Source organism: Burkholderia cepacia (assembly GCF_029962485.1).
Classification (GTDB): domain Bacteria; phylum Pseudomonadota; class Gammaproteobacteria; order Burkholderiales; family Burkholderiaceae; genus Burkholderia.
In genome coordinates this window covers 2,905,977-2,930,036 of sequence record NZ_CP073637.1, presented here as the reverse complement: position 1 = coordinate 2,930,036, position 24,060 = coordinate 2,905,977, and the positions used below count along the sequence as shown (strand labels likewise).

Below are 24,060 nucleotides of genomic sequence, written 5' to 3'. Positions count from 1 at the left end.
GCACCGCGCGCCGCGCGCCTTGCCGGGCGTGCGCGACGGGCCGTCGTCATGCGCCGTTGTGCCGCAGCGCGTCATAGAAAGCCGTCGTGTCGCCTTGACAGCGCGAATCGCGTATCCGATCATTCGATCACTAACAGAGCAATTGATCGGTCGGCGAGCGTTCGCTCACCTCGTGACCGTCGTACAGCAGAACGAACCGGAGACAGCCAGTGAGACTGGAAGACAAGGTCGCGATCCTGACGGGCGCCGCAAGCGGCATCGGCGAGGCGGTCGCGCAACGCTATCTGGACGAGGGCGCACGTTGCGTGCTCGTCGACCTGAAGCCCGCCAGCGGCTCGCTCGCGCGGCTGATCGAGGCGAACCCCGGCCGCGCGGTGGCCGTCACCGCGGACGTCACGCGCCGCGACGACATCGAGCGGATCGTCGCCACGGCGGTCGAGCGCTTCGGCGGCGTCGACATCCTGTTCAACAACGCGGCGCTGTTCGACATGCGCCCGATCCTCGACGAATCGTGGGACGTGTTCGACCGGCTGTTCGCGGTCAACGTGAAGGGGCTGTTCTTCCTGATGCAGGCCGTCGCACAGCGGATGGTTGAGCAGGGGCGCGGCGGCAAGATCGTCAACATGTCGTCGCAGGCCGGCCGTCGTGGCGAGGCGCTCGTTTCGCACTACTGCGCGACCAAGGCCGCGGTGATCAGCTATACGCAGTCGGCCGCGCTCGCGCTCGCGCCGCACCGGATCAACGTGAACGGGATTGCGCCGGGCGTCGTCGACACGCCGATGTGGGAGCAGGTCGATGCCCTCTTCGCGCGCTACGAGAACCGGCCGCTCGGCGAGAAGAAGCGGCTCGTCGGCGAAGCCGTGCCGCTCGGCCGCATGGGCGTACCGGGCGACCTGACGGGCGCCGCTCTGTTCCTCTCGTCGGCCGACGCCGATTACATCACCGCCCAGACGCTGAATGTCGACGGCGGCAACTGGATGAGCTGACGTGGGGCTGCTCGCACGCGCAACCTGCCGGCCGGTCCGCGACGACTCGGCCGCCGTCGAACGGGGAGGGCACGCCTGATGGCCGAGATCGTCGTCGCCGGCGAACTGCTCGCCGAATTCGTCGCCGCCGAGCGCGGCCAGGGTTTCGAGACGCCAGGCCTGTTCGCGGGGCCGTTCCCGAGCGGCGCGCCGGCGATCTTCGCCGACCAGGCCGCACGGCTCGGTGCACGCGTCGCGTATGCGGGCTGCGTCGGCCGCGACGCGTTCGGCGACGCGATCGTCGCGCGGCTCGAACGCGACGGTGTCGAGGTGGCGCGCATCCGCCGCGTCTCACGTCCGACCGGCACCGCATTCGTCGCGTATCGCGACGACGGTTCGCGCAGCTTCGTCTTCACGCTGTCCACCAGCGCGGCCGCGTGCGTCGATGCATCGGACGTCGATCCCGCGATGTTCGACGGCTGCCGCTATTTCCACGTGATGGGCTCGTCGCTGACGAGCGAATCGGCGATCGCGGCCGTGCAGCGCGGCGTGATCGAGGCCGCGCGCGCCGGCGCAAAGGTGTCGTTCGATCCGAACGTGCGCCCCGAGATGCTGAGCTTTCGCCCGATGCGCGCGGCGCTCGACGAGATGCTCGCCGCGTGCCACCTGTTCATGCCGAGCGAGGCCGACCTGCCGTTCTTCTGCGGGCCGCAGCCGGCCGAGCGCGCGATCGCGGGCCTGCTCGCGACGCATCCGTTGCTGGAGCGTGTCGTGCTGAAGCGCGGCGCGCAAGGCAGCGTCGCGTTCGACCGCGCGAACCGCGTCGACGCATCCGCCTTTCCGGTCGACGAAGTCGACCCGACCGGCGCCGGCGACTGCTTCGGCGGCACGCTCGTTGCGAGCCTCGTCGCGGGCGTGCCGATCGATGCCGCCTTGCGCCGCGCGAATGCGGCCGGTGCGATCGCGGTCACGCGGCGCGGCCCGATGGAAGGCAACAGCAGCGCGGCCGAGATCGACCGCTTCCTGACCGAACGAGGTATCGCATGTCCGGCCTGACGACCTTCGCCGAACGCCCGCGCACCGCCCATGCGGACGCGGTGCTGCGGATGATCTTCGACGCGAACCGCGCCGACGCGCAGCGCGGCATCTATTCGATCTGCAGTGCGCACCGGCTCGTTCTGGAAGCCGCGTGCGAAGCCGCGCGCGCGGACGGCTCGCCGCTCCTGATCGAGGCGACCTGCAACCAGGTGAACCATCTCGGCGGCTATACGGGCATGACGCCCGCCGATTTCCGCCGTGACGTCGATGCGATCGCGGCGCGTTGCGGGCTCGCGCCGTCGGCGCTCGTGCTCGGCGGCGACCATCTCGGCCCGAACCCGTGGCGGCACCGCCGCGCGGCCGACGCGATGCGCGAGGCCGTCGCGATGGTCGCCGCGTACGTCGAGGCCGGCTTCGAGAAGATCCACCTCGATGCGAGCATGGCGTGCGCGGACGATCCGGTGCGGCTCGACGACCGCACGATCGCCGCACGCGCGGCCGAGCTGTGCCGCGCGGCGGAAGACGCGGCCCGGCGCGCCGGTATCGCGCCCGTCTACGTGATCGGCACCGAAGTGCCGACGCCGGGCGGCGAAGTGAGCGGCGGCGCGAACGAAGGGGACGATGCGGCGATCGCGCAGATCGCGGTCACGCGCAGCGACAGCATCGCGGCGACGCTCGATGCACACCGTCGTGCGTTTGCGGATGCCGGGCTCGACGACGCCTGGGCGCGTGTCGTGGCGATCGTCGCGCAGCCGGGCGTCGACTTCGACGATCGTCACGTACTCGACTACGACAGTGCGAAGGCGGCGTCGCTCGGCGCGAGTATCCTGCAGACACCGCACCTCGTGTTCGAGGCGCACTCGACCGATTACCAGACCGAAGGCGCGCTCGCCGCGCTCGTGCGCGACCATTTCGCGGTGCTGAAGGTCGGCCCCGCGCTGACGTTCGCGCTGCGCGAGGCGCTGTTCGCGCTGACGTTCATCGAGGATGCGCTGATCGGTGACGTCGCGCAGCGTTCGCGCCTGCGCGATGTGGTCGATGCCGCGATGCGCGCGCAGCCCGAACACTGGGCGCCGTACTACCGCGGCGACGAGACCGAGCAGCGGCTCGCGCGCCAGTTCAGCTACAGCGACCGGATCCGCTACTACTGGCTGCAGCCGTCCGTTGCGGCCGCGGTCGAGCAGCTGTTCGACAACCTCGCGCGGCAGCCGGTGCCGGAGACGCTCGTCGCGCAGTGGCTGCCGGATGTCTACGCGGCGTGCCGCGCGGGTGGGCTCGCGAGGGAGCCGCGCGCGTGGGTGCGCCACCGGATACGCGACGTGATCGCGCACTATGCGCGCGCGTGCGGAATGCAGCGGCCGGCGTGACAGGCCGCGAAGGAAACGACGCAAGACCGACGACACTTCGAACAAACACAGGAGACATGCCATGCAACGAAAGATGCTCGACGCCGCCGCACGCTGCTTCGCCGGAGCCGCGCTCGCGACGGCGGCCTGCGCCGTGTCCGCCGGCACGCTGACGATCGCGACGCTGAACAACCCCGACATGATCGAGCTGAAGAAGCTGTCGCCGGCGTTCGAGAAGGCGAACCCCGACATCAAGCTGAACTGGGTGATCCTCGAGGAAAACGTGCTGCGCCAGCGTGCGACGACCGACATCACGACCGGCAGCGGCCAGTTCGACGTGATGGCGATCGGCACCTACGAGACGCCGCAGTGGGGCAAGCGCGGCTGGCTCGCGCCGATGACGGGCCTGCCAGCCGACTACGACCTGAACGACATCGTGAAGACAGCGCGCGACAGCCTGTCGTACAACGGCCAGCTCTACGCGCTGCCGTTCTACGTCGAAAGCTCGATGACGTTCTACCGCAAGGACCTGTTCGCGGCGAAGGGGCTGAAGATGCCCGACCAGCCGACCTACGACCAGATCGCCGAATTCGCGGACAAGCTCACCGACAAGTCGAAGGGCACCTACGGGATCTGCCTGCGCGGCAAGGCCGGCTGGGGCGAGAACATGGCGTTCGTGTCGACGGTCGTGAACACGTTCGGCGGGCGCTGGTTCGACGAGAACTGGAACGCGCAGCTCACGTCGCCTGAATGGAAGAAGGCGATCACGTTCTACGTGAACCTGCTGAAGAAAGACGGCCCGCCGGGAGCGAGCTCGAACGGCTTCAACGAGAACTTGACGCTCACCGCATCGGGCAAGTGCGCGATGTGGATCGACGCGACGGTCGCGGCCGGCATGCTCTACAACAAGCAGCAGTCGCAGGTGGCCGACAAGATCGGCTTCGCGGCCGCGCCCGTCGCCGCCACGCCGAAGGGTTCGCACTGGCTGTGGGCGTGGGCGCTGGCCGTGCCGAAGACGTCGAAGCAGCAGGACGCCGCGCGCAAGTTCATCGCGTGGGCGACGTCGAAGCAGTACATCGAGATGGCCGGCAAGGACGAGGGCTGGGCGTCGGTGCCGCCGGGCACCCGCACGTCGACGTATCAGCGCCCCGAGTACAAGGCCGCCGCGCCGTTCTCGGACTTCGTGCTGAAGGCGATCGAGACGGCCGACCCGAACGATCCGTCGCTGAAGAAGGTGCCGTACACGGGCGTGCAGTACGTCGGGATTCCTGAATTCCAGTCGTTCGGCACGGTGGTCGGCCAATCGATCGCCGGTGCGGTCGCGGGCCAGATGACGGTCGACCAGGCGCTCGCCGCCGGGCAGGCCGCCGCCGACCGCGCGGTGCGGCAGGCCGGCTACAAGAAGTAACGCGCAGGACGCCGTGCAGCCCGCACCGCGCGCCGTCGCGCACGGTGCGGGCCGGCGAAGCTGAAAGGCGGGCAGGCCGGTTTCGCCCGCGCATCAACCGGAGGGACTCCGATCATGCGTCATTTACGTCTTCCCCTGAGCCATGCGTCGCCGGTCGGCGACGCGTCGTCGCCGCCGGGCGCGCCGCGCCGTGCGCGCGGCGGCGCGAGCTGGCTCGTGTCGCCGTCCGTCGCGGTGCTGCTGCTGTGGATGTCGATTCCGCTCGCGATGACGATCTGGTATTCGTTCTCGCGTTACAACCTGCTGAACCCGGACGTGAAGGGTTTTGCCGGATTCGACAACTACCGCTTCCTCGCGACCGATCCGTCGTTCCTGCCCGCGATCTGGCACACGCTCGTGCTGATCGGCGCGGTGCTCGCGATCACGGTGGTCGGCGGCGTGCTGATGGCCGTGCTGTTCGACCGCAAGTTCTACGGGCAGGGCGTCGCGCGCCTGCTCGCGATCGCGCCGTTCTTCGTGATGCCGACGGTGTCCGCGCTGATCTGGAAGAACATGATCCTGCACCCGGTATACGGCCTGGTCGCGAACGCGATGCGCGCGCTTGGCATGACGCCGATCGACTGGTTCGCCGATTACCCGCTCACCGCGGTGATCATCATCGTCGCGTGGCAGTGGCTGCCGTTCGCGTTCCTGATCCTGTTCACCGCGATCCAGTCGCTCGACCAGGAGCAGAAGGAAGCCGCGCGCATCGACGGCGCGGGCCCGATCGCGATGTTCTTCTACATCACGCTGCCGCACCTGAAGCGCGCGATCGCCGTGGTCGTGATGATGGAGACCATCTTCCTGCTGTCGATCTTCGCGGAGATCTACACGACGACCGGCGGCGGCCCCGGCGACGCGACGACTAACCTGTCCTACCTGATCTACGCGCTCGGGCTGCAGCAGTTCGACGTCGGCCTCGCGTCCGCGGGCGGCATCATCGCCGTGGTGGTCGCGAACGTCGTGTCGTTCTTCCTCGTGCGGATGCTCGCGCGCAACCTGAAGGGAGAGTACGAGAAATGAGCGACCTGACCTTCGAAGGCCGGCGCGTGCCGGCCGTGTTCGACCTCGTGCGGCGCGCGCTGCCCGGCACGCTCGCGTGGCTGATCGCGCTGCTGCTGTTCTTCCCGATCTTCTGGATGGCGATCACCGCGTTCAAGACCGAGCAGCAAGCGTATGCGTCGACGCTGTTCTTCATGCCGACGCTCGACAGCTTCCGCGAGGTGTTCGCACGCAGCAACTACTTCGCGTTCGCGTGGAATTCGGTGCTGATCTCGGCCGGCGTCACGGTGATCTCGTTGCTGTTCGCGGTGCCGGCCGCGTACGCGATGGCGTTCTTCCCGAACCATCGCACGCAGAAGGTGCTGCTGTGGATGCTGTCGACGAAGATGATGCCGTCGGTCGGTGTGCTCGTGCCGATCTATCTGCTGTGGAAGAACGCGGGGCTGCTCGACACGGTGTCGGGGCTCGTGATCGTCTACACGCTGATCAACCTGCCGATCGCGGTATGGATGACCTTCACGTACTTCAACGAAATTCCGAAGGACATCCTCGAGGCCGGGCGCATCGACGGCGCGTCGACGTGGCAGGAGATCGTCTACCTGCTGATGCCGATGGCGCTGCCGGGGCTTGCATCCACCGCGCTGCTGCTCGTCATCCTGTCGTGGAACGAGGCGTTCTGGAGCATCAACCTGTCGAGTTCGAACGCCGCGCCGCTGACCGTGTTCATCGCGTCGTACTCGAGCCCCGAAGGGTTGTTCTGGGCGAAGCTGTCCGCCGCCTCCCTGCTGGCCGTCGCGCCGATCCTGATCGTCGGCTGGCTGTCGCAGAAGCAGCTCGTGCGCGGGCTCACGTTCGGGGCCGTCAAATGACAGCGAACGTCCTGATCTGCGATTGCGACGGCGTGCTGATCGACAGCGAGGCCGTGGCCGCCGACGTGATCGTGCGCGAACTCGATGCGCGCTGGCCGGGCGTCGATGCGCGGCCGGCCGTGATGCCGCTGCTCGGGTTGCGCATCGAGCGCGTGCTGGCCGGTGCCGGCGAGGCCGTCGGCCGCACGCTGTCGGCCGCCGACGTCGAGGCGATTCGCCGCGCGGTCGAAGCAGCGGCCGTCAATGCGCCGATGGTCGACGGTATCGATACGGCGCTGGCCGCGATTCAACTGACGACGGCCTGCGCGAGCAACAGCTACCGTGCGTACGTCGAGGCGGCGCTCGCGCGCACCGGTCTCGCGCGCTTCTTCGGCGACCGGCTGTTCTGCGCGGATGCCGTTGCGCGGCCGAAGCCGGCGCCCGACGTGTATCTCGCGGCCGCGCGCACGCTCGGCGCGGCGCCTGCCCACTGCCTCGTCGTCGAGGACAGCGTGACCGGCATCACCGCGGCGGCGGCGGCCGGCATGACCGTGCTCGGCTTCGTCGGCGGCGGGCATGCGTCGGCCGCTCAAATCGACGCGCTGCGCGGGATCGGCGCGCGTCACGTATTCGACGACATGCACGAGCTGCCCGGTTACGTCGCGCGCTGGCAGGCGACGGGCGCGGTGCTGCCGAACTAGCAACGATTGCGCGCCGCCCGAAGGCGGCGCATCACGAACGAACGGAGACAGATCATGGCAAGCGTGCTCCTGCGCAATATCGCGAAGCGCTACGACGACACCGAAGTGCTGCGCAACGTGAACCTCGATATCGCCGATGGCGAATTCGTCGTGTTCGTCGGGCCGAGCGGCTGCGGCAAATCCACGCTGATGCGGATGATCGCGGGCCTCGAGGATATTTCGAACGGCGACCTGCTGATCGACGGCGCGAAGGTCAACGAGGTGCCGAGCGCGAAGCGCGGCATCGCGATGGTGTTCCAGTCGTATGCGCTGTACCCGCACATGACGCTGTACGACAACATGGCGTTCGGCCTGAAGCTCGCGGGCGCGAAGAAGCCGGAGATCGACCAGGCCGTGAAGCAGGCCGCGAAGATCCTGCACATCGATCACCTGCTCGACCGCAAGCCGAAGCAGCTGTCGGGTGGCCAGCGGCAGCGCGTCGCGATCGGCCGCGCGATCACGCGCAAGCCGAAGGTGTTCCTGTTCGACGAACCGTTGTCGAACCTCGACGCCGCGCTGCGCGTGAAGATGCGGCTGGAATTCGCACGGCTGCACGACGAGCTGAAGACGACGATGATCTACGTGACGCACGACCAGGTCGAGGCGATGACGCTCGCTGACAAGATCGTCGTGCTGTCGGGCGGCGCGGTGCAGCAGGTCGGCACGCCGAACGAGTTGTATCACGCGCCGGCGAACCAGTTCGTCGCGGGCTTCATCGGCTCGCCGAAGATGAACTTCCTGAAGGGTACGGTCGAGTCGGTCGATGCGCTCGGTGTGCTCGTGCGTTTCGACAGTGGCGAGACGCAGCGTGTCGCGGTGGACGCGTCCGGGCTGCAACGCGGCGCCGCGGTGACCGTCGGCGTGCGGCCCGAACACCTGCTGGTCGACGCGGGCGCGACGGGGGTTGCCGCACGGACGATGGCCGTCGAGTCGCTCGGCGATTCGGCTTATCTGTATGCGGAGTCGGCCGCGGCGTCCGACGGGTTGATCGCGCGGATTCCGCCGCTCGACACGTACCGCACCGGCGAGGCATTGCGCGTGCATGCGCAGGCCGAGCACTGCCATCTGTTCGACGAGCACGGCCAGGCGTTCCGCCGGCTGAGTGCGCATGCGAAGGCTGCGTGACGACCGGCGCCTGCGCCGCTCAGATGCGCAGGTGTTCGGCCATGTAGTCGACGAACGCGCGCAGCTTCGGCGTCGGGTGCCGGCCTGACGGCCACAGGACGTGGATCGGCGCGCAGCTCGCGACGTGTTCGTCGAGCACCGCGCGCAGCGTGCCGTCCTCGAGCGCGTCGCGCACGAAGAAAATGGGCAGGCACGCGATGCCGAGCCCGCGCAGCGCGAAGCACAGGCGTGCTTCCGCGCTGTTGCTGACCATCGCGACCGGCACCTCCGGTGGCGTACCGGTGCGCGGCACGCGCAGCGGCCAGGTTTCGAGCTTGCCGCTGGTCGGGAAGCGATAGTGCAGGCAGCGATGCTGTGCGAGATCGGCCGGCGTGCGCGGCGTGCCGTGCCGGTCGAGATACGCGGGCGACGCGACGAGGTGCTGGCGGAAATGGCCGAGCAGCCGCGACGACAGCCGTGAATCTGAAGGCTGGCCGGTGCGCAGCACCGCGTCGAACCCTTCGTCGACGACGTCGACGAGCCGGTCGCTGAAATCGATGTCGAGCTCGATCTCCGGATACGCGGCCATGAAATCGGCGAGCACCGGCAGCAGCAGCGTGCCGATCGTCGGCAGGCTCACGCGCAGCCGGCCGCGCGGCGCTTCGGTGCTGTGCGTCAATTCCCGTTCGGCCGCTTCGATCTCGGCGATCACGCGCCGGCATCGTTCGAGAAAGCGCGTGCCTTCGGCCGTCAGCGTGATGCTGCGCGTGCTGCGGTGAAACAACCGCACGTTCAGGCGCGCCTCGAGCCGCGCGATGCGCTTGCCGATCGCCGAAGCCGACAGCCCGAGCGCGCGGCCGGCCGCGACGAAGCTGCGCGTTTCGGCGACCTGAACGAACACGACGAAACCGCCCAGATTTTCCATGCGAGATCCCGATTGCGGACACCGGCGTCCGGAGTGTCCGGAACTCTACCCCGGTTTTTCTTCTCGCGCCGGCTCCCTACGATGGGCGTTCCTTCACTGTTCGAGGTCACGCCATGTCATTCCTGCCTGTCATCGCCCGTCGCGTCGAAGCCGGGAGCGCATCATGAGCGATTGCCCGTCGATGGACGGCCGCGTTGCCGGCCAGCCGGCGCAGGCGGCCGAACGCCTGCCGGTCGCGAACCTGCTGGCGCTCGCGACGGCCGCCTTCATCACCATCCTCACCGAAGCGTTGCCGGCCGGCCTGCTGCCGTTGATGAGCGCCGACCTGCGCGTGCCCGAGGCGCTGATCGGCCAGCTCGTGACCGTCTATGCGCTCGGCTCGATCGTCGCGGCGATTCCGCTCGTCGCCGCGACGCGGGCGATGCGCCGGCGGCGCCTGCTGCTCGCGGCGCTCGCCGGCTTCGTCGTGTCGAACGCGCTGACGGCCGTGTCGCCGTACTACGCGCTCACGCTCGTCGCGCGCTTCGTCGCCGGCATGGCGGCCGGGCTGCTGTGGGCGTTGCTGGCCGGCTATGCGAGCCGGATGGTCGACGCTTCGCTGCGCGGTCGGGCGATCGCGGTGGCGATGCTCGGCGCGCCGGTCGCGATGTCGATCGGCATTCCGGCCGGCACCGCGCTCGGTGCGGCGCTTGGCTGGCGCGTCGCGTTCGCGCTGATCACGCTGGCGGCGCTCGCGCTGATCGGCTGGATTCGCCTGCGCGTGCCCGATTACGCGGGGCAGTCCGCCGGCGCGCGCGAGCCGGTGCTCGGCGTGATGACGCTGCCCGGCGTGCGGCCGGTGCTGACCGTGATGTTCGCGTACGTGCTCGCGCACAACATGCTGTACACGTATGTCGCGCCGTTCCTGGCAGGCGTGCGGATGGGCACGCAGGTCGATGTGGTGCTGTTCGTGTTCGGTATCGCGTCGCTGGCCGGCATCGCGCTGACGGGCGCATGGATCGGCGCCGCGCAACGGCGGCTGACGCTCGCCAGCATCGCGCTGTTCGCGCTCGCGGCGCTGATGCTCGGCGCCGGTTCCGGGATGGCGATCGTCTACGCGGGCGTCGCGCTGTGGGGGCTCGCGTTTGGCGGCGCGCCGACGCTGTTCCAGACGGCTGCCGCGAACGCGGCGGGCGAGTCGGCCGACGTCGCGCAGTCGATGCTCGTGACGGTGTGGAATCTGGCGATCGCCGGTGGCGGCATCGCGGGCGGGATGCTGCTCGATGCGACGGGCGCCGGCGCGATTCCGTGGGTGCTGGTCGTGCTGCTGGCGGCCGCGTGGCTCGGCGCGTGGCGCGCGCGCCGGCATGCGTTCCCGGCGCCGCGCGCGGCCTGAGCGGGCGTGCCCGTCGGCGGTGTCAGGCCGCCTTCGCGGCGAGCGCGGCGCGTGCGCAGGTTTCGTCGGTGACGAGCCCCGACAGCCAGCCGCCGCGCAGCGCGGCGATCACCGCGTCGTGTTTCTTCGGGCCGCCGGCGAACGCGATCGTCGGCAGCTTCGGCGGCGACGCGAGCGCCACGCTCGTCACGCGTGCGCTGGTCGACACGTCGATCAGCTTGCCTTGCGCGTCGATCGGCACGCCGAGCAGTTCGGCCACCGCGCCGAGCGCGGTCATCTCGTCGCGCTCCCGTTCGGTGATGAAGCCGTCTTCGTAGAGCGGGCAGTGCGGGCCGATGTTGCCGATCCCGACGAACGCGACGTCGGCCTGGCCCGACAGTGCCTCGACGATCCGGTACAGCCGGTGATTGCACCACTGCGCGCGCTCGGCGTTGCTGTCGGCGAACAGCGGCGCGGGTAGCAGGAAGTGCTTGCTGCCGGTTTTCTCGGAGATGTACTGCGCGACGTCGTAGCGGTTCGACGACCCGTCGGCCGCGATCGCGCCGACCATCGACACGAGCCGGTGCTGCGGGCGCTCGATCTGCGCGATCTGCGCGACCGCGGCCTTCAGCGTCCGGCCGCTACTGACCGCGATCACCATCGGGCGCGTTTCGTTCAGATAGCGCTCCATCACCTGCGCGCCGGCGACCGCGAGCTTGCGGTCGATCGCATCGGGTGCATCGGCATCGACGGGCACGACTTCGCACATCGCGAGGCCATAGCGTTTCGACAGCTGCGCGCCGAGATCGAGGCAGTCGGCGAGCTGGTGATCGACGCGCACGCGGATCAGGTTCTTCTCGACCGCGAACGCAACGAGGCGCTGCGCGACCGGGCGCGAGACCTGCAGCTTCTCGGCGATTTCGTTCTGCGTGTCGCCCGCGACGTAGTAGAGCCACGCGGCACGCGTGGCGAGATCGAGTTTTTCTGAGGACTTGGACACGATAGCGATTCGGTTCGGATCAGGGGGCCGCCCCGCGGGCCAGCCGGCAGGCCGCACGACGGCGTCCACTGTAACGCATGTCGTGCGCGCTGCCCCGCAGTCACGTCTACGCGAGCCGCGTGCGCGACGGTTCGTACAGCGGCTGGACGTGACGGTACAGCGAGCGGAACGCGTCGAGGCGTTCGCGCAGCCGCGCATGGCGGGCGGCGTCCGGCGCGTATTCGGCGCGCACCGGCGGCTTGGTCAGCACCGCGTGCGGGTCGCCGCCGACGGCCAGCCAGCCGAGCCGTGCCGCGCCGAGCGCCGCGCCCGTCTCGCCGCCGCCGATCTGGCGCGTGCGCACGTTCAGCGCGTCGGCGATCAGTTGCGCCCAGAACGCGCTGCGCGCGCCGCCGCCGATCAGCGACAGCTGGTCGGTTTCGACGCCGGCCGCATGGAGCGCGTCGAGGCCGTCGGCGAGGCCGAGCGTCACGCCTTCGAGTACCGCGTAGCCGAGATGCGCGCGCTCGGTCGCATGCGTCATCCCGAAGAACACGCCTTGTGCGTACGGATCGTTGTGCGGCGTGCGCTCGCCGGACAGGTAGGGCAGGAACAGCGGCGCCGTCGCGAGCGCGTCGGCGTCGAGCGTTTCGACTTCGGCGAGCAGTGCGGGCTCGTCGGTGCCCGTCAGCTTGCAGACCCAGCGCAGGCAGCTCGCGGCCGACAGCACGACGCTCATCAGTTGCCAGCGATCGGGGATGGCGTGGCAGAACGCATGCACGGCCGATGCGGGGTTTGGCATGAAGCGGTCGCCGACCACGCTCAGCACGCCCGACGTGCCGAGCGACACGAAGCCGTCGCCCGCGTGGATCGCGCCGATGCCGAGCGCACTTGTCGCGTTGTCGCCGCCGCCGCCCGCGACCACGACGGCCTCCGACAGCCCGAGCTCGCGCGCGACGTCAGCGCGCAGCGTGCCGGACGGCGCGTTGCCCTCGACGATGCGGGGCATCTGGTCGCGGGTCATGTCGCACGCGGCGAGCAGCGCGTCGGACCAGTCGCGGCGCGCGACGTCGAGCCACAGCGTGCCGGCTGCGTCCGACGGGTCCGAGACTTTCGCACCGGTCAGCCGGAACCGCAGGTAGTCCTTCGGCATCAGCACGCAGGCGGTGGCGGCGAACACGTCGGGTTCATGCTTCGCGACCCACAGCAGTTTCGGCGCGGTAAAGCCCGGCATCGCGAGATTGCCGGCCAGCGCATGGAGATCGGGCGCGCGTTCGGTGAGCAGCGCGCATTCGTCGGCGCTGCGCATGTCGTTCCACAGGATCGCGGGGCGCAGCACGCGGTCGTCGCGACCGAGCAGCACGGCGCCGTGCATCTGTCCCGACAGGCCGATGCCGCGCACCTGCGCGAACGCGTGCGGATGCCGCTCGCGCAACGTTGCGAGCGCGGCGAGCGTGCCTCGCCACCAGTCGTCCGGATGCTGTTCTGCCCAGCGCGGATGCGGCCGCGACACGGTGAACGGCGTGCCGGCCGTGCCGACGACCGTGCCGTCGGGGGCCAGCAGCAATACCTTCACTTCCGAGGTGCCGAGGTCGATGCCGAGATACATGAGCGATTCGTTCCGTCAGTGGGGAGTCGCTACTTTAGCCGCGCGGCAGCGCACATGCCAAGGCAGGTTCGCCCGGATGCGCGTCAGCGTTGTGCCAGCCATGCGTCGACCCGCGCGAGCGCGCCGCGCAGCGCCTCGAACAGCGCCGCGTTGCCGGCGAGCGAGCCCCACAGCGCGCGGCTCGCGCACAGCGCGACGACCGGATCGTCGGCGTCGACGATCGCCCGCGCGGCGCTGTCGTCCATCACGCCGTCCTGGTACGCATACGGCAGCAGGCCACGCGCCCAGCGTTCGAGAAAGCGCAGGAACAACGCGGGCAGCACGGCGGTGGCGACCGGCGCCGCGCCGCGCGCGAACGATTCGACGAGCGTCGGTGCGATGAAGCCGGGGATCTTCGAGAAGCCGTCGGCCGCCACGCGCTGGTTCGTGTCGAGCACGTACGGGTTGCCGAAGCGTTCGAGCACGACGTCGCGATAGCGCGCGAGATCGAGCGGGCTCGGCGTCAGGCACGGGATCACGTCCTGCGTCACGTAATCGTGCGCGAAGCGCCGGATCGCCGCGTCGTGCGTGCCTTCGTGGATGTAGGTATGGCCCGCGAGCGTGCCGGCCCACGCGATGCAGCTGTGCGTCGCGTTGAGAATGCGGATCTTCGCTTCCTCGTACGGATGCACGTCGTCGACGAGTTCGGCGCCGGCCAGCTCCCAGCGCGGCCGGCCGGCCGCGAAGCGGTCCTCGATCACCCACTGGATGAACGATTCGCCCATCACCGGGCACGCGTCGTCGATACCGGTGGCCGCGAGTACGCGCTCGCGCACGTCGGCGGTCGGGCGCGGCGTGATGCGGTCGACCATCGCGCTCGGCGTCGCGACGTTCGCGTCGAACCACGCGAGGAGGGCGGTTTCACCGCGCCGTTCGAGGAATTCGCGCATCCCGGCGCGAAAGCGCGCGCCGTTGTTGCGCAGGTTGTCGCAGCTCTGCAGCGTGAGCGGGCCCGCGCCGCGCGTCATGCGTTCGGCGAGCAGCGCCGCGAGCGCGCCGTACAGCGTCGTGCGCGCGCCCTGCAGGTCGGCGGCGAGATCGGCGTTCGCGATGTCGAGCCGGTTGTGTTCGTCGAGGTAGTAGCCGCCTTCGGTGACGGTGAACGACACGATCCGGCACGCCGGATCGGCGCCTGCGTCGATCAGCGCGGCGAGGTCGATCGACCACGGCAGCACGCGCGTGATCGCGCGGATCGTCTCGTACGCGCGCTCGCCTTGCGGCGTGACGGTTTCGAGCGTGTAGGCGCCGTGCTGCGCAGTGAGCGCATCCATCGTCGCGCGCATGTCGTCGCGGATGTTGCCGACGGTCAGCGACCAGCGTTCGTCGGCCGGCACGGCCGCGTTCACGCGATGCAGATACCACGCCTGGTGCGCGCGGTGAAACGAGCCCGCGCCGATGTGCAGCAGCACGGGCGCGCGGGCGGAGGGCGATGCGCTCATCCGGTGTCTCCTGTTCGTGCCAGTCTTTCCAGTCGAATACGATCATTTGCTCTTTGTGTGAGCGAATGATCGTATTCGGGCGAGCGAAAGTCAAGGCGGGGAAACGGCATTTCGATGGTGCGCTGCGGCGGACGGGAAGGCCGGAAGGGCTAGATGGGCTAGATGGGCGGGAAGGGCGGGAAGGGCGGGAAGGGATGGATGAGGCGCCGGCCGGGTAGCGCCGTCAGCGCCCCTCGCGCGTCAACGCGACGAGTTCCTCGAGCAGCTTGCCGGCCGGCCCGGGCAGGATCCCGTGGCGGCGCCGGAACGCGGTGAGCGTGCGCACCGCGACGACCTCGCGCACGGGCAACGTGTCGATCGTGCCGGCGCGCTGCTCGGCGCCATACATCGGCTCGGCCATCCAGCTCAGGAAGCCGGCATGCGCGACGAGGCTCTTCAGCGTCGTGACCGAACGCGTCTCGACCGCGATGTCGGGCAGCGCGAGCCCGTGCGCGTCGAAGGTCGCGCGCATGTGGTCGAACGGCGCGGTGCCGCGCGGCGGAATCGCCCAGCGCGCGTGCAGCGTATCGGCGAGCGTCGGCGCGCGGCCGAGCGCGCGCAGCGGATGCTGCGGCGCCGCAACGATATGACTGCGATCTTCCCAGCGGCACTCGGGAATCGCGACGATCTCGTCGGTGTCGGGTCCGTGCGCGGACAACGCGAGATCGATCTCGTGCTTGTTCAGCCCTTCCGCGAGCCGGTCCCACACGCCTTCGATGATCTCGACGCGCAGGTTCGGCCAGCGGTCGAGCACGCGGCCGACCGCGACCGGCAGCACGAGGCTCGCGATGCTGCCCACCGTGCCGACCTTGATCGTGCCCTTCGCGAACCCGCGCATCGCGTCGAGTTCCTCGCGCGCGTGCTCGGCCTCGTGCTGCAGCAGCGTCGCGTGCGGCAGCAGCGCCTCGCCGAACGCGGTGAGCTGCACGCCTTTCGAGTGGCGCTCGAACAAGGGCGCGCCGACCTGATCCTCGAGCCGCTTCAGGATCCGGCTCAGCGCTGGCTGCGTCACATGCAGCGCGTCGGCGGCGCGGCCGAGGCTGCCGCACGCGACGATCGTCGTGAAGGCGCGCAATTGTCGGAGATCGAAAGTCATGCCGGAATGTAATGGCTTATCGCAAAAAATACAGTATCAGAGAATGGCTTGCGCTTCGATACTGTGGAAATCGCCAAGCCATCGAGGAGACACCCGAGCATGTCCGGCCACCCGCCCCCATCCGCCGCACCGGTCACCGTTCGTGACGCCGTGATCGACCTGTTCCGCCAGTTCGGCATCGACCGCGTATTCGGCAATCCCGGCTCGACCGAGCTGCCGATGTTCCGCGATTTCCCGGACGATTTTCGTTACGTGCTCGGCCTGCAGGAGGCCGTCGTGGTCGGGATGGCCGACGGCCATGCGCAGGCCACCGGCAACGCGGCGGTCGTCAATCTGCATTCGGCGGCGGGTGTCGGCAATGCGATGGGCAATCTCTTCACCGCATTCAAGAACCGCACGCCGCTGATCGTCACCGCGGGCCAGCAGGCGCGGGCGATTTTGCCGTTCGATCCGTTCCTCGGCGCGACGCAGGCTGCCGAGCTGCCGAAGCCGTACGTGAAATGGAGCATCGAACCGGCGCGCGCGCAGGACGTGCCGGCCGCGATCGCGCGGGCGTATTACATCGCGATGCAGGAGCCGCGCGGCCCCGTGTTCGTGTCGATACCGGTCGACGATTGGGATCAGCCGGCCGAACTGTTGCCGCGCCGCGAGGTCAGCAGCGTCGTGCGGCCCGATCCCGATGCGCTCACGCGGCTTGGCGACGCGCTCGACGCCGCCCGGCGTCCCGCGTTCGTGGTCGGCGCGGCCGTCGATCGCGCGGGCGCGTGGGACGACGTCGTGCGGCTCGCCGAGCGGCACCGTGCGCGCGTGTACGTCGCGCCGATGTCGGGGCGCTGCAGTTTCCCCGAGGATCATCCGCTGTTCGCGGGATTCCTGCCCGCTATCCGCGAGAAGATCGTCGCGCGGCTCGACGGGCACGACCTCGTGTTCGCGTACGGTGCGCCCGCGTTCACCTATCACATCGAAGGCTTCGGCCCGCACGTGCCGCCGGGCGCGACGCTGGTGCAGCTCGTCGACGATCCGGGCATCGCCGCGTGGACACCGTCCGGCGACGCGGTCGTCGGTAACCTGAGGCTTGCCGCGCGCGACCTGCTGGCGCGCCCGGCGCCGCCCGAGCGGCCGATGCCCGCGCCGCGCGCACCGCGTGCACGCGTCGACGCGCCGGCCGCCGGTGAGCGCATGTCGGTCGCATTTGCGCTGCAGACGCTTGCCGACGTGCGCGATGCGCACGACATCGTCGTCGAGGAGGCGCCGAGCGCGCGGCCGGTGATGCAGGAACACCTGCCGTTCACGCGCAGCGGCACGTTCTACACGATGGACAGCGGCGGGCTCGGCTACGGAATGCCGGCCGCCGTCGGCGTCGCGCTTGCGCACCCTGAGCGGCGCGTGATCGCGCTGATCGGCGACGGCTCGAGCCTGTATTCGATCCAGGCACTGTGGAGCGCGGCGCAGCTGAAGCTGCCGCTTACTTTCGTGATCCTGAACAACCGGCGCTACGCGGCGCTGCAGGATTTCGCGCCCGTGTTCGGCTTCGGCCCCGACGACCCCGTGCAGGGCACCGATCTGCCCGACCTCGATTTCGTCGCGCTGGCGCAGGGGATGGGCTGCCACGGTGTACGCGTTGCCGATGCGGCGCGCCTGCGCGACACACTGACCGACGCGCTGCATGCCGCGACGCCGGTCGTCGTCGAAGTCGAGATTGCCTGACGCGCGGTGCGCGTCTTTCCGGAGAATCCATGCAAACCGTATCGATGCTGATCGGCGGCGAACGCCGCCATTCGTCCAGCGGCGCGACCTTCGTGCGCCGTAACCCGCTCGACGGCGAAATTGCGTCCGAAGCGCCCGCGTGTACCGTCGACGATGCGCGCGCCGCAGCCGATGCGGCCGCCCGTGCGTTCCCCGAATGGGCCGCGCTCGGTCCCGGCGCGCGCCGCGCGCTGCTGCTGAAGGCGGCCGCCGCGGTCGAAGCGAAACACGAGCAGTTCGTCGCGGCGATGGCGGCCGAGACGGGCGCGTCGGCGCTATGGGCAGGCTTCAACGTGCACCTCGCCGCGAGCGGGCTCGTCGAGGCCGCGTCGCTGACCACGCAGGTCGGCGGCGAACTGATTCCGTCGGACGTGCCGGGCTCGCTCGCGATGGGCGTGCGGCAGCCGGCCGGCGTCGTGCTCGGCATCGCGCCGTGGAATGCGCCGGTGATCCTCGCGACACGCGCGCTCGCGCTGCCGCTCGCGTGCGGCAACACGGTCGTGCTGAAGGGCTCGGAGCTGTGCCCGGTCACGCACGGGCTGATCGTCGAGGCGCTGCAGGAGGCCGGGCTGCCGCCGGGCGTCGTCAACTTCGTGACGAATGCGCCGGAGGATGCGGGCGCCGTCGTCGATGCGCTGATCGCGCATCCGGCCGTGCGCCGCGCGAATTTCACGGGCTCGACGCGGGTCGGCCGGATCGTCGCGGAGGCCTGCGCGCGCCACCTGAAACCGTCGGTGCTGGAGCTCGGCGGCAAGGCGCCGTTCGTCGTGCTCGACGATGCCGATCTCGACGCGGCCGTCGCGGCCGCCGCGTTCGGCGCATTCGCGAATTCCGGGCAGATCTGCATGTCGACCGAGCGCATCATTGTCGACGCATCGATTGCCGATGCATTCGCCGCGAAGCTCGCCGACAAGGCCGCGTCGCTGCCGCTCGGCGACCCGCGCAACGGGCCCGTCGTGCTCGGTTCGCTGATCGACATGAAAGCCGTCGATCGCTGCAACGCGTTGATCGACGATGCACTCGCGCACGGCGCAACGCTGCTGTGCGGCGGCAAGGCCGACAGCACGCTGTTTCCGGCGACGCTGCTCGACCATGTGACGCCTGCGATGCGCATTTACGCGGAAGAATCGTTCGGCCCGGTGAAGGGCATCGTACGCGTCGACGGCGAAGAAGCCGCGATCCGCTGCGCGAACGACAACGCGTTCGGGCTGTCGTCGGCCGTGTTCAGCCGTGACGTCGCGCGTGCGCTGCGCGTCGCGTCGCGCGTCGAATCGGGCATCTGCCACGTGAATGGCCCCACCGTGCACGACGAGGCGCAGATGCCGTTCGGCGGCGTGAAGGACAGCGGCTTCGGCCACTTCGGCGGAAAGGCCGGCATCGCTGCGTTCACGGACTTGCGCTGGATCACCGTGCAGACCGCACCGCGCCACTACCCGTTCTGACGAGGCCATCGACGATGAGGATCGCGATTCTGGGAGCGGGCGCGATGGGCTCGCTGTTCGGCGGGCTACTGGCCGAAAGCGGCGAAGCCGTCACGCTGATCGACGTGAACGACGCGCATCTCGACGCGATCCGCCGCGACGGGCTGCGCATCGACGACGACCGCGGCGAACGGCGCATCCGCACATTGCAGGCCGTGCGGCCGGAAGTGGCGAATTCAGATGCGCTTGCCTTGCCCGACACACCGTTCGACCTGCTGATCGTTTTCACGAAGTCGCTGCATACGCGTAACGCGCTCGACGGCGTGCGTGCGCTGCTGTCACCGAACACCTGCGTGCTGACGCTGCAGAACGGGCTCGGCAATGTCGAGGCGCTGAATGCGTTCGTGCCGCTCGAGCGCATCCTGGTCGGCGTGACGACGTGGCCGGCCGATGCGGCCGGGCCTGCGCACGTGCGCTCGCACGGTGCGGGCACGATCCGCATGATGACGGCCGACGGCGCGGCGCGCCCGTTCGCGACGGCCGTGGCCGACGCGCTGTCGCACGCGGGGCTCGCGTGCACGCTCGATGCCGACGTGTGGGCCGCGATATGGGAAAAGGTCGCGTTCAACGCGGCGCTCAACACGCTGTGCGCGGTGACGGGCTGCGCGGTCGACCAGCTCGGCAATCATCACGACGGGCCGCGGCTCGCGCTCGCGATTGCTGCCGAGACGGCTGCCGTCGCCCGTGCGAAGGGCATCGCGGTCGATGAAGAACGCATTGCGCGCAACGTCGAACATGCGATCCGCGAACATCGCGGCCATCGTCCGTCGATGCTGCAGGACGTGCTCGCGGGTCGCCGCACGGAAATCGACGCGATCAGCGGCAAGGTCGTCGCAGCCGCGCGCGAAACGGGCGTCGCGGTGCCGCATACCGAGACGATGCTCGCGCTCGTCCGGCTGATCGACGCGCGGAAGGACTGAGCATCAGGCCGGCGGCCGGCTGGCGCCGCATGACGAGACGCGCGCACGACGGACGGGCGATGGCGCCGGATTGTCACGGATGGGACACCGTGCGGGCACCGGCGCATCGACGCCGGCGGCCGCGCATCAAGCGATCCGGGCACGCGCTTGCGCACCAGCCCGGACAACTGGAGACGCCATGAAAGCCATCGAATGCCGTTGTCTTGCCGCGCGCGGTTCGCGCACGTTGCCGCCGCCGCGCGGCGCACGGGAGGCCGCATGAGCACGCGTGACGGAGTGCCGCCGCCGTCGGTCGACATCGGCACGACGCTCGACGACGGGCCGTTCACGACGATGCAGCGCTATGTGGTGCTGCTCGCCGCGCTCGCGATCGTGCTCGACGGCTTCGACGGCCAGTTGATCGGTTTCGCGATTCCGGTGCTGATCCGCGAATGGGGCATCACGCGCGGCGCGTTCGCGCCGGCCGTCGCGGCCGGTCTGATCGGCATGGGCATCGGCAGCGCGTGCGCGGGAATCGTCGCGGACCGCTTCGGCCGCCGCCAGGCCGTGATCGGCAGCGTGTTCCTGTTCGGTATCGCGACCTGCGGGATCGGCTTCGCGCCCGACGTCGCGGCAATCGCGATACTGCGCTTTTTCGCGGGGCTCGGGATCGGCGGCGCGCTGCCGACGGCCACGACGATGACGGCCGAATACACGCCGGCCCGGCGCCGCACGATGATGGTGACGGCGACGATCGTCTGCGTGCCGCTCGGCGGGATGCTGGCCGGCCTGTTCGCGCACGAGGTGCTGCCGCGTTACGGCTGGCGCGGGCTCTTCTTCGCGGGCGGCGCGCTGCCGCTCGTGCTCGGCTTCTTGCTCGTGCGCGCGCTGCCGGAATCGCCGCGCTATCTCGCGCGGCGTCCCGCGCGCTGGCCGGAACTCGGCGCGCTGCTCGCGCGGATGGAGCGGCCCGTCGCGCCGGGCACGGCATTTACCGACATGAAGGATGCACGCGCGGCAGGTGGCCGCGGCGGCTTCGGCGCGCTGTTCGAGCGCGGTCAGGCGCGCGACACGATCGCGCTGTGGTGCGCGTTCTTCATGTGCCTGCTGGCCGTGTATGCGGCGTTCAGCTGGCTGCCGACGATGCTCGCGGCGAGCGGGTTGAGCGTGTCGGTCGCGGGGGCGGGGCTTACCGCGTACAACCTCGGCGGCGTGATCGGCGCGCTGCTGTGCGCATGGGCGATCGCGCATGCCGGGTCGCGCTGGCCGCTCGCGCTATGCAGCATCGGCGGTGCGGTGAGTGCGGTGTGGCTGATGGGCGTCGATGCGAGCCGCCACACGGGCTGGCTGATCGTCGGGCTCGGCCTGCACGGGCTGTTCGTCAACGCGGTGCAGTCGACGATGTATGCGCTCTGCGCGTACATCTATCCGACCGCCGTGCGCGCGACGGGCACCGCGAGCGCGCTCGCGTTCGGCCGGCTCGGCGCGATCCTCAGCGCGTTCGCGGGCGCGATCGTGATCACGACGGGCGGCGCCACGGCCTATCTGACGATGCTGGCGATCGCGATGGGCGTTGTCTGCGTCGCGCTGCTCGTCGTGCGACGGCATATCCCGCGGCTTTCACGTGCGGCAGCGCAGCCGCGCGAAGGGGAAGAGCTGGCCCGCACGTCGTCGTGACGGCGGGCGCATGACGTGCGTTACAGCGTGGTGCGCACGTGCCAGAGCTCGGGGAACAGCACGACGTCGAGCATCTTGCGCAGGTACGGCGCGCCGCTCGTGCCGCCGGTGCCCTGCTTGAAGCCGATGATGCGCTCGACGGTCGTCACGTGACGGAAGCGCCACTGGCGGAACGCGTCTTCGAGGTCGACGAGTTCCTCGGCCATCTCGTACAGCTCCCAGTGCTGCTGCGGGTGGCGATACACCTCGAGCCATGCGGCTTCGACCGTCTCGTCGTGTCGCGTCGGCTGCGTCCAGTCGCGATCGAGCCGTTCCGGCGCGATCGGGAACCCGCGCCGCGCGAGCAGCCGCACGACTTCGTCGTAGAACGACGGCGCCTCGAGCGTCGCGCGCACCTGTTCGAGGATGTCGGGCCGGTGCGCGTGCGGCTGCAGCATCTGAACGTTCTTGTTGCCGAGCAGGAATTCGAGCTGACGATACTGGTACGACTGGAAGCCCGACGACTGGCCGAGATACGGGCGCATCGCCGAGTATTCGGACGGCGTCATCGTCGACAGCACGCTCCACGCCTGCACCAGCTGCTCGAGGATGCGCGACACGCGCGCGAGCATCTTGAATGCGGGCGGCAGCGCGTCGGTGCGCACCGCGTCGAGTGCGCCGCGCAGTTCGAACAGCGCGAGCTTCATCCACAGCTCGCTCGTCTGATGCTGGATGATGAACAGCATCTCGTTGTGATCGGGCGACAGCGGATGCTGCGCATCGAGGATCGAATTCAGCGACAGGTAGTCGCCGTAGCTCATCGACTTCGAGAAATCGAGTTGCGCGTTGTGCCAGCCGGCATCGCCGGGCACGTGCGGCGCTTCGTGCGCGGCCTGCGCCGGTTGTGCGGCGCGTGCGCCCGAGAACGGGCAGCCCGCCGGCGCGTCGCCGCCGGGTGGCTGCATATGACCAGAATTCACGACTATCTCCAGATTTGAATGACGGGGCGCGGCGCGCGATCCGCGTGACCGCGGCGCGCGCCGGGCAAGGCCGGTCAGGTCACCGCGCCGCGTTCGGCGAACTCGGGCGCCTTCCACGCGTCGGTGGCGAGGATGTCGCGCAGCGTCTCGACGGCATCCCACACGTCGGCGAAGCGCGTATAAAGCGGCGTGAAGCCGAAGCGCAGCACGTACGGCTCGCGGTAGTCGCCGATCACGCCGCGCGCGATCAGCGCCTGCATCACTTCGTAGCCGTGCGGATGCTCGAAGCTCGCCTGCGAGCCGCGCTGGTGATGCGCGCGCGGCGTGACGAGCTTCAGCGACAAGCCTGCGCAGCGCGCTTCGACGAGCGCGATGAACGCATCGGTCAGCGCGAGCGACTTGCGGCGGATTGCGTGCATGTCGGTCTGCAGGAACACGTCGAGCCCGCATTCGACCATCGACATCGACACGATCGGCTGCGTGCCGCACAGGAAGCGTGCGATGCCCGGATCGGGCGCGAAGGCCGGCTGCATCGCGAACGGCGCGCGGTGGCCCCACCAGCCCGACAGCGGCTGCGAGAAATGTGCGAGATGGCGCTGCGGCACCCACACGAACGCGGGCGAGCCGGGGCCGCCGTTCAGGTACTTGTACGTGCAGCCGACCGCGCCGTCGGCGCGCGCGCCGTTCAGGTCGACCGGCACCGCGCCGGCCGAGTGCGCGAGATCCCACAGCATCAGCGCGCCCGAGTCGTGCACGAGCTGCGTGACGGCCGGCATGTCGTGCATGTAGCCGGTGCGGTAGTTCACGTGCGTGATCATCGCGACGGCCGTGTCCGCGCCGAGCGCGGCCGGCAGGTCGGCCGGATCGTCGATCAGGCGCAGCTCGTAGTCGCCGCCGAGCTGTTCGATCAGCCCTTGCGCGATATACAGGTCGGTCGGGAAATTCGAGCGTTCCGACACGATCACGCGGCGCTCCGGTGCGCGCTCGGCCTGGTGGCGCAGCATGGCCGACAGCAGCTTGAACAGGTTGATCGAGATGGTATCGGTGACGACCGTTTCGCCGGGCGCACCGCCGATCAGCGTCGCGAGCTTGTCGCCGAGGCGGCGCGGCAGTGCGAACCAGCCGGCCGTGTTCCAGCTGCGGATCAGGCCTTCGCCCCATTCGGCGCTAATCACCTGCTGCGCGCGCGCGGCCGATGCGCTCGGCTGCGCGCCGAGCGAGTTGCCGTCGAGGTAGATCACGCCGTCGGGCAGCGAGAACTGGTCGCGCAGCGGGGCAAGCGGGTCGTCGCGGTCGAGTGCGAGCGCGTCTTCACGGGTCTTGATCAT

Annotated in this window: 20 protein-coding genes; 13 read left to right on the top strand and 7 right to left on the bottom strand. The window is 69.6% G+C overall.

From position 1 onward, the window contains the following. Nucleotides 1–209: 209 nt before the first annotated feature. From KEC55_RS13675 to KEC55_RS13640, 8 genes are all read left to right on the top strand, one after another. Nucleotides 210–986, top strand: coding sequence for an L-iditol 2-dehydrogenase (locus tag KEC55_RS13675; RefSeq protein ID WP_176051627.1), 777 nt, complete (start codon nt 210–212; stop codon nt 984–986). 78 nt (nt 987–1,064) lie between these two features. Then, complete coding sequence (locus tag KEC55_RS13670) at nt 1,065–2,021, top strand: sugar kinase (protein ID WP_282505866.1); 957 nt, start codon at nt 1,065–1,067, stop codon at nt 2,019–2,021. Next, entirely contained in the window at nt 2,009–3,370 is a 1,362-nt protein-coding gene (locus tag KEC55_RS13665) for a D-tagatose-bisphosphate aldolase, class II, non-catalytic subunit (RefSeq protein ID WP_282505865.1), read from the top strand. Before KEC55_RS13670 ends, KEC55_RS13665 begins: the two co-directional genes overlap by 13 nt. 61 nt (nt 3,371–3,431) lie before the next feature. After that, nucleotides 3,432–4,757: an ABC transporter substrate-binding protein gene (locus tag KEC55_RS13660; RefSeq protein ID WP_282505864.1), complete on the top strand. Its 1,326-nt coding sequence runs from the start codon at nt 3,432–3,434 to the stop codon at nt 4,755–4,757. A 114-nt stretch (nt 4,758–4,871) separates the two neighbouring features. Next, nucleotides 4,872–5,819 carry a carbohydrate ABC transporter permease gene (locus KEC55_RS13655; RefSeq protein WP_282505863.1) on the top strand — a complete coding sequence of 316 codons (948 nt, stop codon included), beginning with the start codon at nt 4,872–4,874 and terminating at the stop codon, nt 5,817–5,819. Further along, the gene (locus tag KEC55_RS13650) at nt 5,816–6,667 is read left to right on the top strand and encodes a carbohydrate ABC transporter permease (RefSeq protein ID WP_048245223.1); all 852 of its coding nucleotides are present in this window, start codon (nt 5,816–5,818) and stop codon (nt 6,665–6,667) included. The genes KEC55_RS13655 and KEC55_RS13650 overlap by 4 nt, the downstream gene beginning before the upstream one ends. After that, the gene (locus tag KEC55_RS13645) at nt 6,664–7,347 is read left to right on the top strand and encodes an HAD family hydrolase (RefSeq protein ID WP_176051632.1); all 684 of its coding nucleotides are present in this window, start codon (nt 6,664–6,666) and stop codon (nt 7,345–7,347) included. The genes KEC55_RS13650 and KEC55_RS13645 overlap by 4 nt, the downstream gene beginning before the upstream one ends. A 54-nt stretch (nt 7,348–7,401) precedes the next feature. After that, nucleotides 7,402–8,511, top strand: a complete 1,110-nt coding sequence (locus tag KEC55_RS13640) for an ABC transporter ATP-binding protein (RefSeq protein ID WP_282505862.1) — start codon at nt 7,402–7,404, stop codon at nt 8,509–8,511. Nucleotides 8,512–8,530: 19 nt separating this feature from the next. On the opposite strand, the gene KEC55_RS13635 is transcribed toward KEC55_RS13640, so the two are convergent. Then, nucleotides 8,531–9,415, bottom strand: coding sequence for a LysR family transcriptional regulator (locus KEC55_RS13635; protein WP_282505861.1), 885 nt, complete (start codon nt 9,413–9,415; stop codon nt 8,531–8,533). A gap of 163 nt (nt 9,416–9,578) precedes the next feature. Between KEC55_RS13635 and KEC55_RS13630 the strand changes: the two genes are divergently transcribed. Further along, nucleotides 9,579–10,790, top strand: a complete 1,212-nt coding sequence (locus KEC55_RS13630) for an MFS transporter (protein ID WP_282505860.1) — start codon at nt 9,579–9,581, stop codon at nt 10,788–10,790. Nucleotides 10,791–10,812: 22 nt separating this feature from the next. Here KEC55_RS13630 and KEC55_RS13625 read toward each other — a convergent pair whose 3' ends face one another. The 4 genes from KEC55_RS13625 to KEC55_RS13610 form a co-directional block, all read right to left on the bottom strand. Beyond that, nucleotides 10,813–11,826, bottom strand: a complete 1,014-nt coding sequence (locus KEC55_RS13625; protein WP_282507530.1) for a sugar-binding transcriptional regulator — start codon at nt 11,824–11,826, stop codon at nt 10,813–10,815. Between the two features lie 49 nt (nt 11,827–11,875). After that, a complete protein-coding gene (xylB, locus tag KEC55_RS13620; protein ID WP_282505859.1) occupies nt 11,876–13,357 on the bottom strand; it encodes a xylulokinase in 1,482 nt (493 codons plus the stop codon). 83 nt (nt 13,358–13,440) lie between these two features. Further along, nucleotides 13,441–14,835, bottom strand: a complete 1,395-nt coding sequence (gene dalD / locus KEC55_RS13615; protein WP_282505858.1) for a D-arabinitol 4-dehydrogenase — start codon at nt 14,833–14,835, stop codon at nt 13,441–13,443. A gap of 223 nt (nt 14,836–15,058) precedes the next feature. Next, nucleotides 15,059–15,970: a LysR family transcriptional regulator gene (locus KEC55_RS13610; RefSeq protein WP_282505857.1), complete on the bottom strand. Its 912-nt coding sequence runs from the start codon at nt 15,968–15,970 to the stop codon at nt 15,059–15,061. 99 nt (nt 15,971–16,069) lie between these two features. On the opposite strand from KEC55_RS13610, the gene mdlC reads away from it, so the two are divergent. From mdlC to KEC55_RS13590, 4 genes are all read left to right on the top strand, one after another. Continuing rightward, nucleotides 16,070–17,677, top strand: coding sequence for a benzoylformate decarboxylase (gene mdlC / locus KEC55_RS13605; protein WP_282505856.1), 1,608 nt, complete (start codon nt 16,070–16,072; stop codon nt 17,675–17,677). 29 nt (nt 17,678–17,706) lie between these two features. After that, on the top strand, nt 17,707–19,158 hold the full coding sequence (locus KEC55_RS13600) for an aldehyde dehydrogenase (protein WP_282505855.1): 1,452 nt from the start codon (nt 17,707–17,709) through the stop codon (nt 19,156–19,158). Nucleotides 19,159–19,172: 14 nt separating this feature from the next. After that, a complete protein-coding gene (locus KEC55_RS13595) occupies nt 19,173–20,117 on the top strand; it encodes a ketopantoate reductase family protein (protein WP_282505854.1) in 945 nt (314 codons plus the stop codon). A 258-nt stretch (nt 20,118–20,375) separates the two neighbouring features. Next, nucleotides 20,376–21,773, top strand: a complete 1,398-nt coding sequence (locus KEC55_RS13590; RefSeq protein WP_282505853.1) for an MFS transporter — start codon at nt 20,376–20,378, stop codon at nt 21,771–21,773. Between the two features lie 20 nt (nt 21,774–21,793). Here the strand turns inward: KEC55_RS13590 and kynA are convergent, their stop codons facing one another. Together kynA and kynU are read right to left on the bottom strand one after the other, a co-directional pair. After that, a complete protein-coding gene (gene kynA, locus KEC55_RS13585) occupies nt 21,794–22,717 on the bottom strand; it encodes a tryptophan 2,3-dioxygenase (protein ID WP_282507529.1) in 924 nt (307 codons plus the stop codon). Nucleotides 22,718–22,806: 89 nt separating this feature from the next. Then, complete coding sequence (gene kynU / locus KEC55_RS13580) at nt 22,807–24,060, bottom strand: kynureninase (protein ID WP_432625573.1); 1,254 nt, start codon at nt 24,058–24,060, stop codon at nt 22,807–22,809.

What these genes read in the sequence shown, in the direction of transcription:
- KEC55_RS13670 (WP_282505866.1), top strand. Translation starts at nt 1,065, where the DNA reads ATGGCCGAGATCGTCGTCGCCGGCGAACTGCTCGCCGAATTCGTCGCC.
- KEC55_RS13665 (WP_282505865.1), top strand. Translation starts at nt 2,009, where the DNA reads ATGTCCGGCCTGACGACCTTCGCCGAACGCCCGCGCACCGCCCATGCG.
- KEC55_RS13660 (WP_282505864.1), top strand. Translation starts at nt 3,432, where the DNA reads ATGCAACGAAAGATGCTCGACGCCGCCGCACGCTGCTTCGCCGGAGCC.
- KEC55_RS13655 (WP_282505863.1), top strand. Translation starts at nt 4,872, where the DNA reads ATGCGTCATTTACGTCTTCCCCTGAGCCATGCGTCGCCGGTCGGCGAC.
- KEC55_RS13650 (WP_048245223.1), top strand. Translation starts at nt 5,816, where the DNA reads ATGAGCGACCTGACCTTCGAAGGCCGGCGCGTGCCGGCCGTGTTCGAC.
- KEC55_RS13645 (WP_176051632.1), top strand. Translation starts at nt 6,664, where the DNA reads ATGACAGCGAACGTCCTGATCTGCGATTGCGACGGCGTGCTGATCGAC.
- KEC55_RS13640 (WP_282505862.1), top strand. Translation starts at nt 7,402, where the DNA reads ATGGCAAGCGTGCTCCTGCGCAATATCGCGAAGCGCTACGACGACACC.
- KEC55_RS13635 (WP_282505861.1), bottom strand. Translation starts at nt 9,415, where the DNA reads ATGGAAAATCTGGGCGGTTTCGTCGTGTTCGTTCAGGTCGCCGAAACG.
- KEC55_RS13630 (WP_282505860.1), top strand. Translation starts at nt 9,579, where the DNA reads ATGAGCGATTGCCCGTCGATGGACGGCCGCGTTGCCGGCCAGCCGGCG.
- xylB (WP_282505859.1), bottom strand. Translation starts at nt 13,357, where the DNA reads ATGTATCTCGGCATCGACCTCGGCACCTCGGAAGTGAAGGTATTGCTG.
- dalD (WP_282505858.1), bottom strand. Translation starts at nt 14,835, where the DNA reads ATGAGCGCATCGCCCTCCGCCCGCGCGCCCGTGCTGCTGCACATCGGC.
- KEC55_RS13610 (WP_282505857.1), bottom strand. Translation starts at nt 15,970, where the DNA reads ATGACTTTCGATCTCCGACAATTGCGCGCCTTCACGACGATCGTCGCG.
- mdlC (WP_282505856.1), top strand. Translation starts at nt 16,070, where the DNA reads ATGTCCGGCCACCCGCCCCCATCCGCCGCACCGGTCACCGTTCGTGAC.
- KEC55_RS13600 (WP_282505855.1), top strand. Translation starts at nt 17,707, where the DNA reads ATGCAAACCGTATCGATGCTGATCGGCGGCGAACGCCGCCATTCGTCC.
- KEC55_RS13595 (WP_282505854.1), top strand. Translation starts at nt 19,173, where the DNA reads ATGAGGATCGCGATTCTGGGAGCGGGCGCGATGGGCTCGCTGTTCGGC.
- KEC55_RS13590 (WP_282505853.1), top strand. Translation starts at nt 20,376, where the DNA reads ATGAGCACGCGTGACGGAGTGCCGCCGCCGTCGGTCGACATCGGCACG.
- kynA (WP_282507529.1), bottom strand. Translation starts at nt 22,717, where the DNA reads ATGCAGCCACCCGGCGGCGACGCGCCGGCGGGCTGCCCGTTCTCGGGC.
- kynU (WP_432625573.1), bottom strand. Translation starts at nt 24,060, where the DNA reads ATGATCAAGACCCGTGAAGACGCGCTCGCACTCGACCGCGACGACCCG.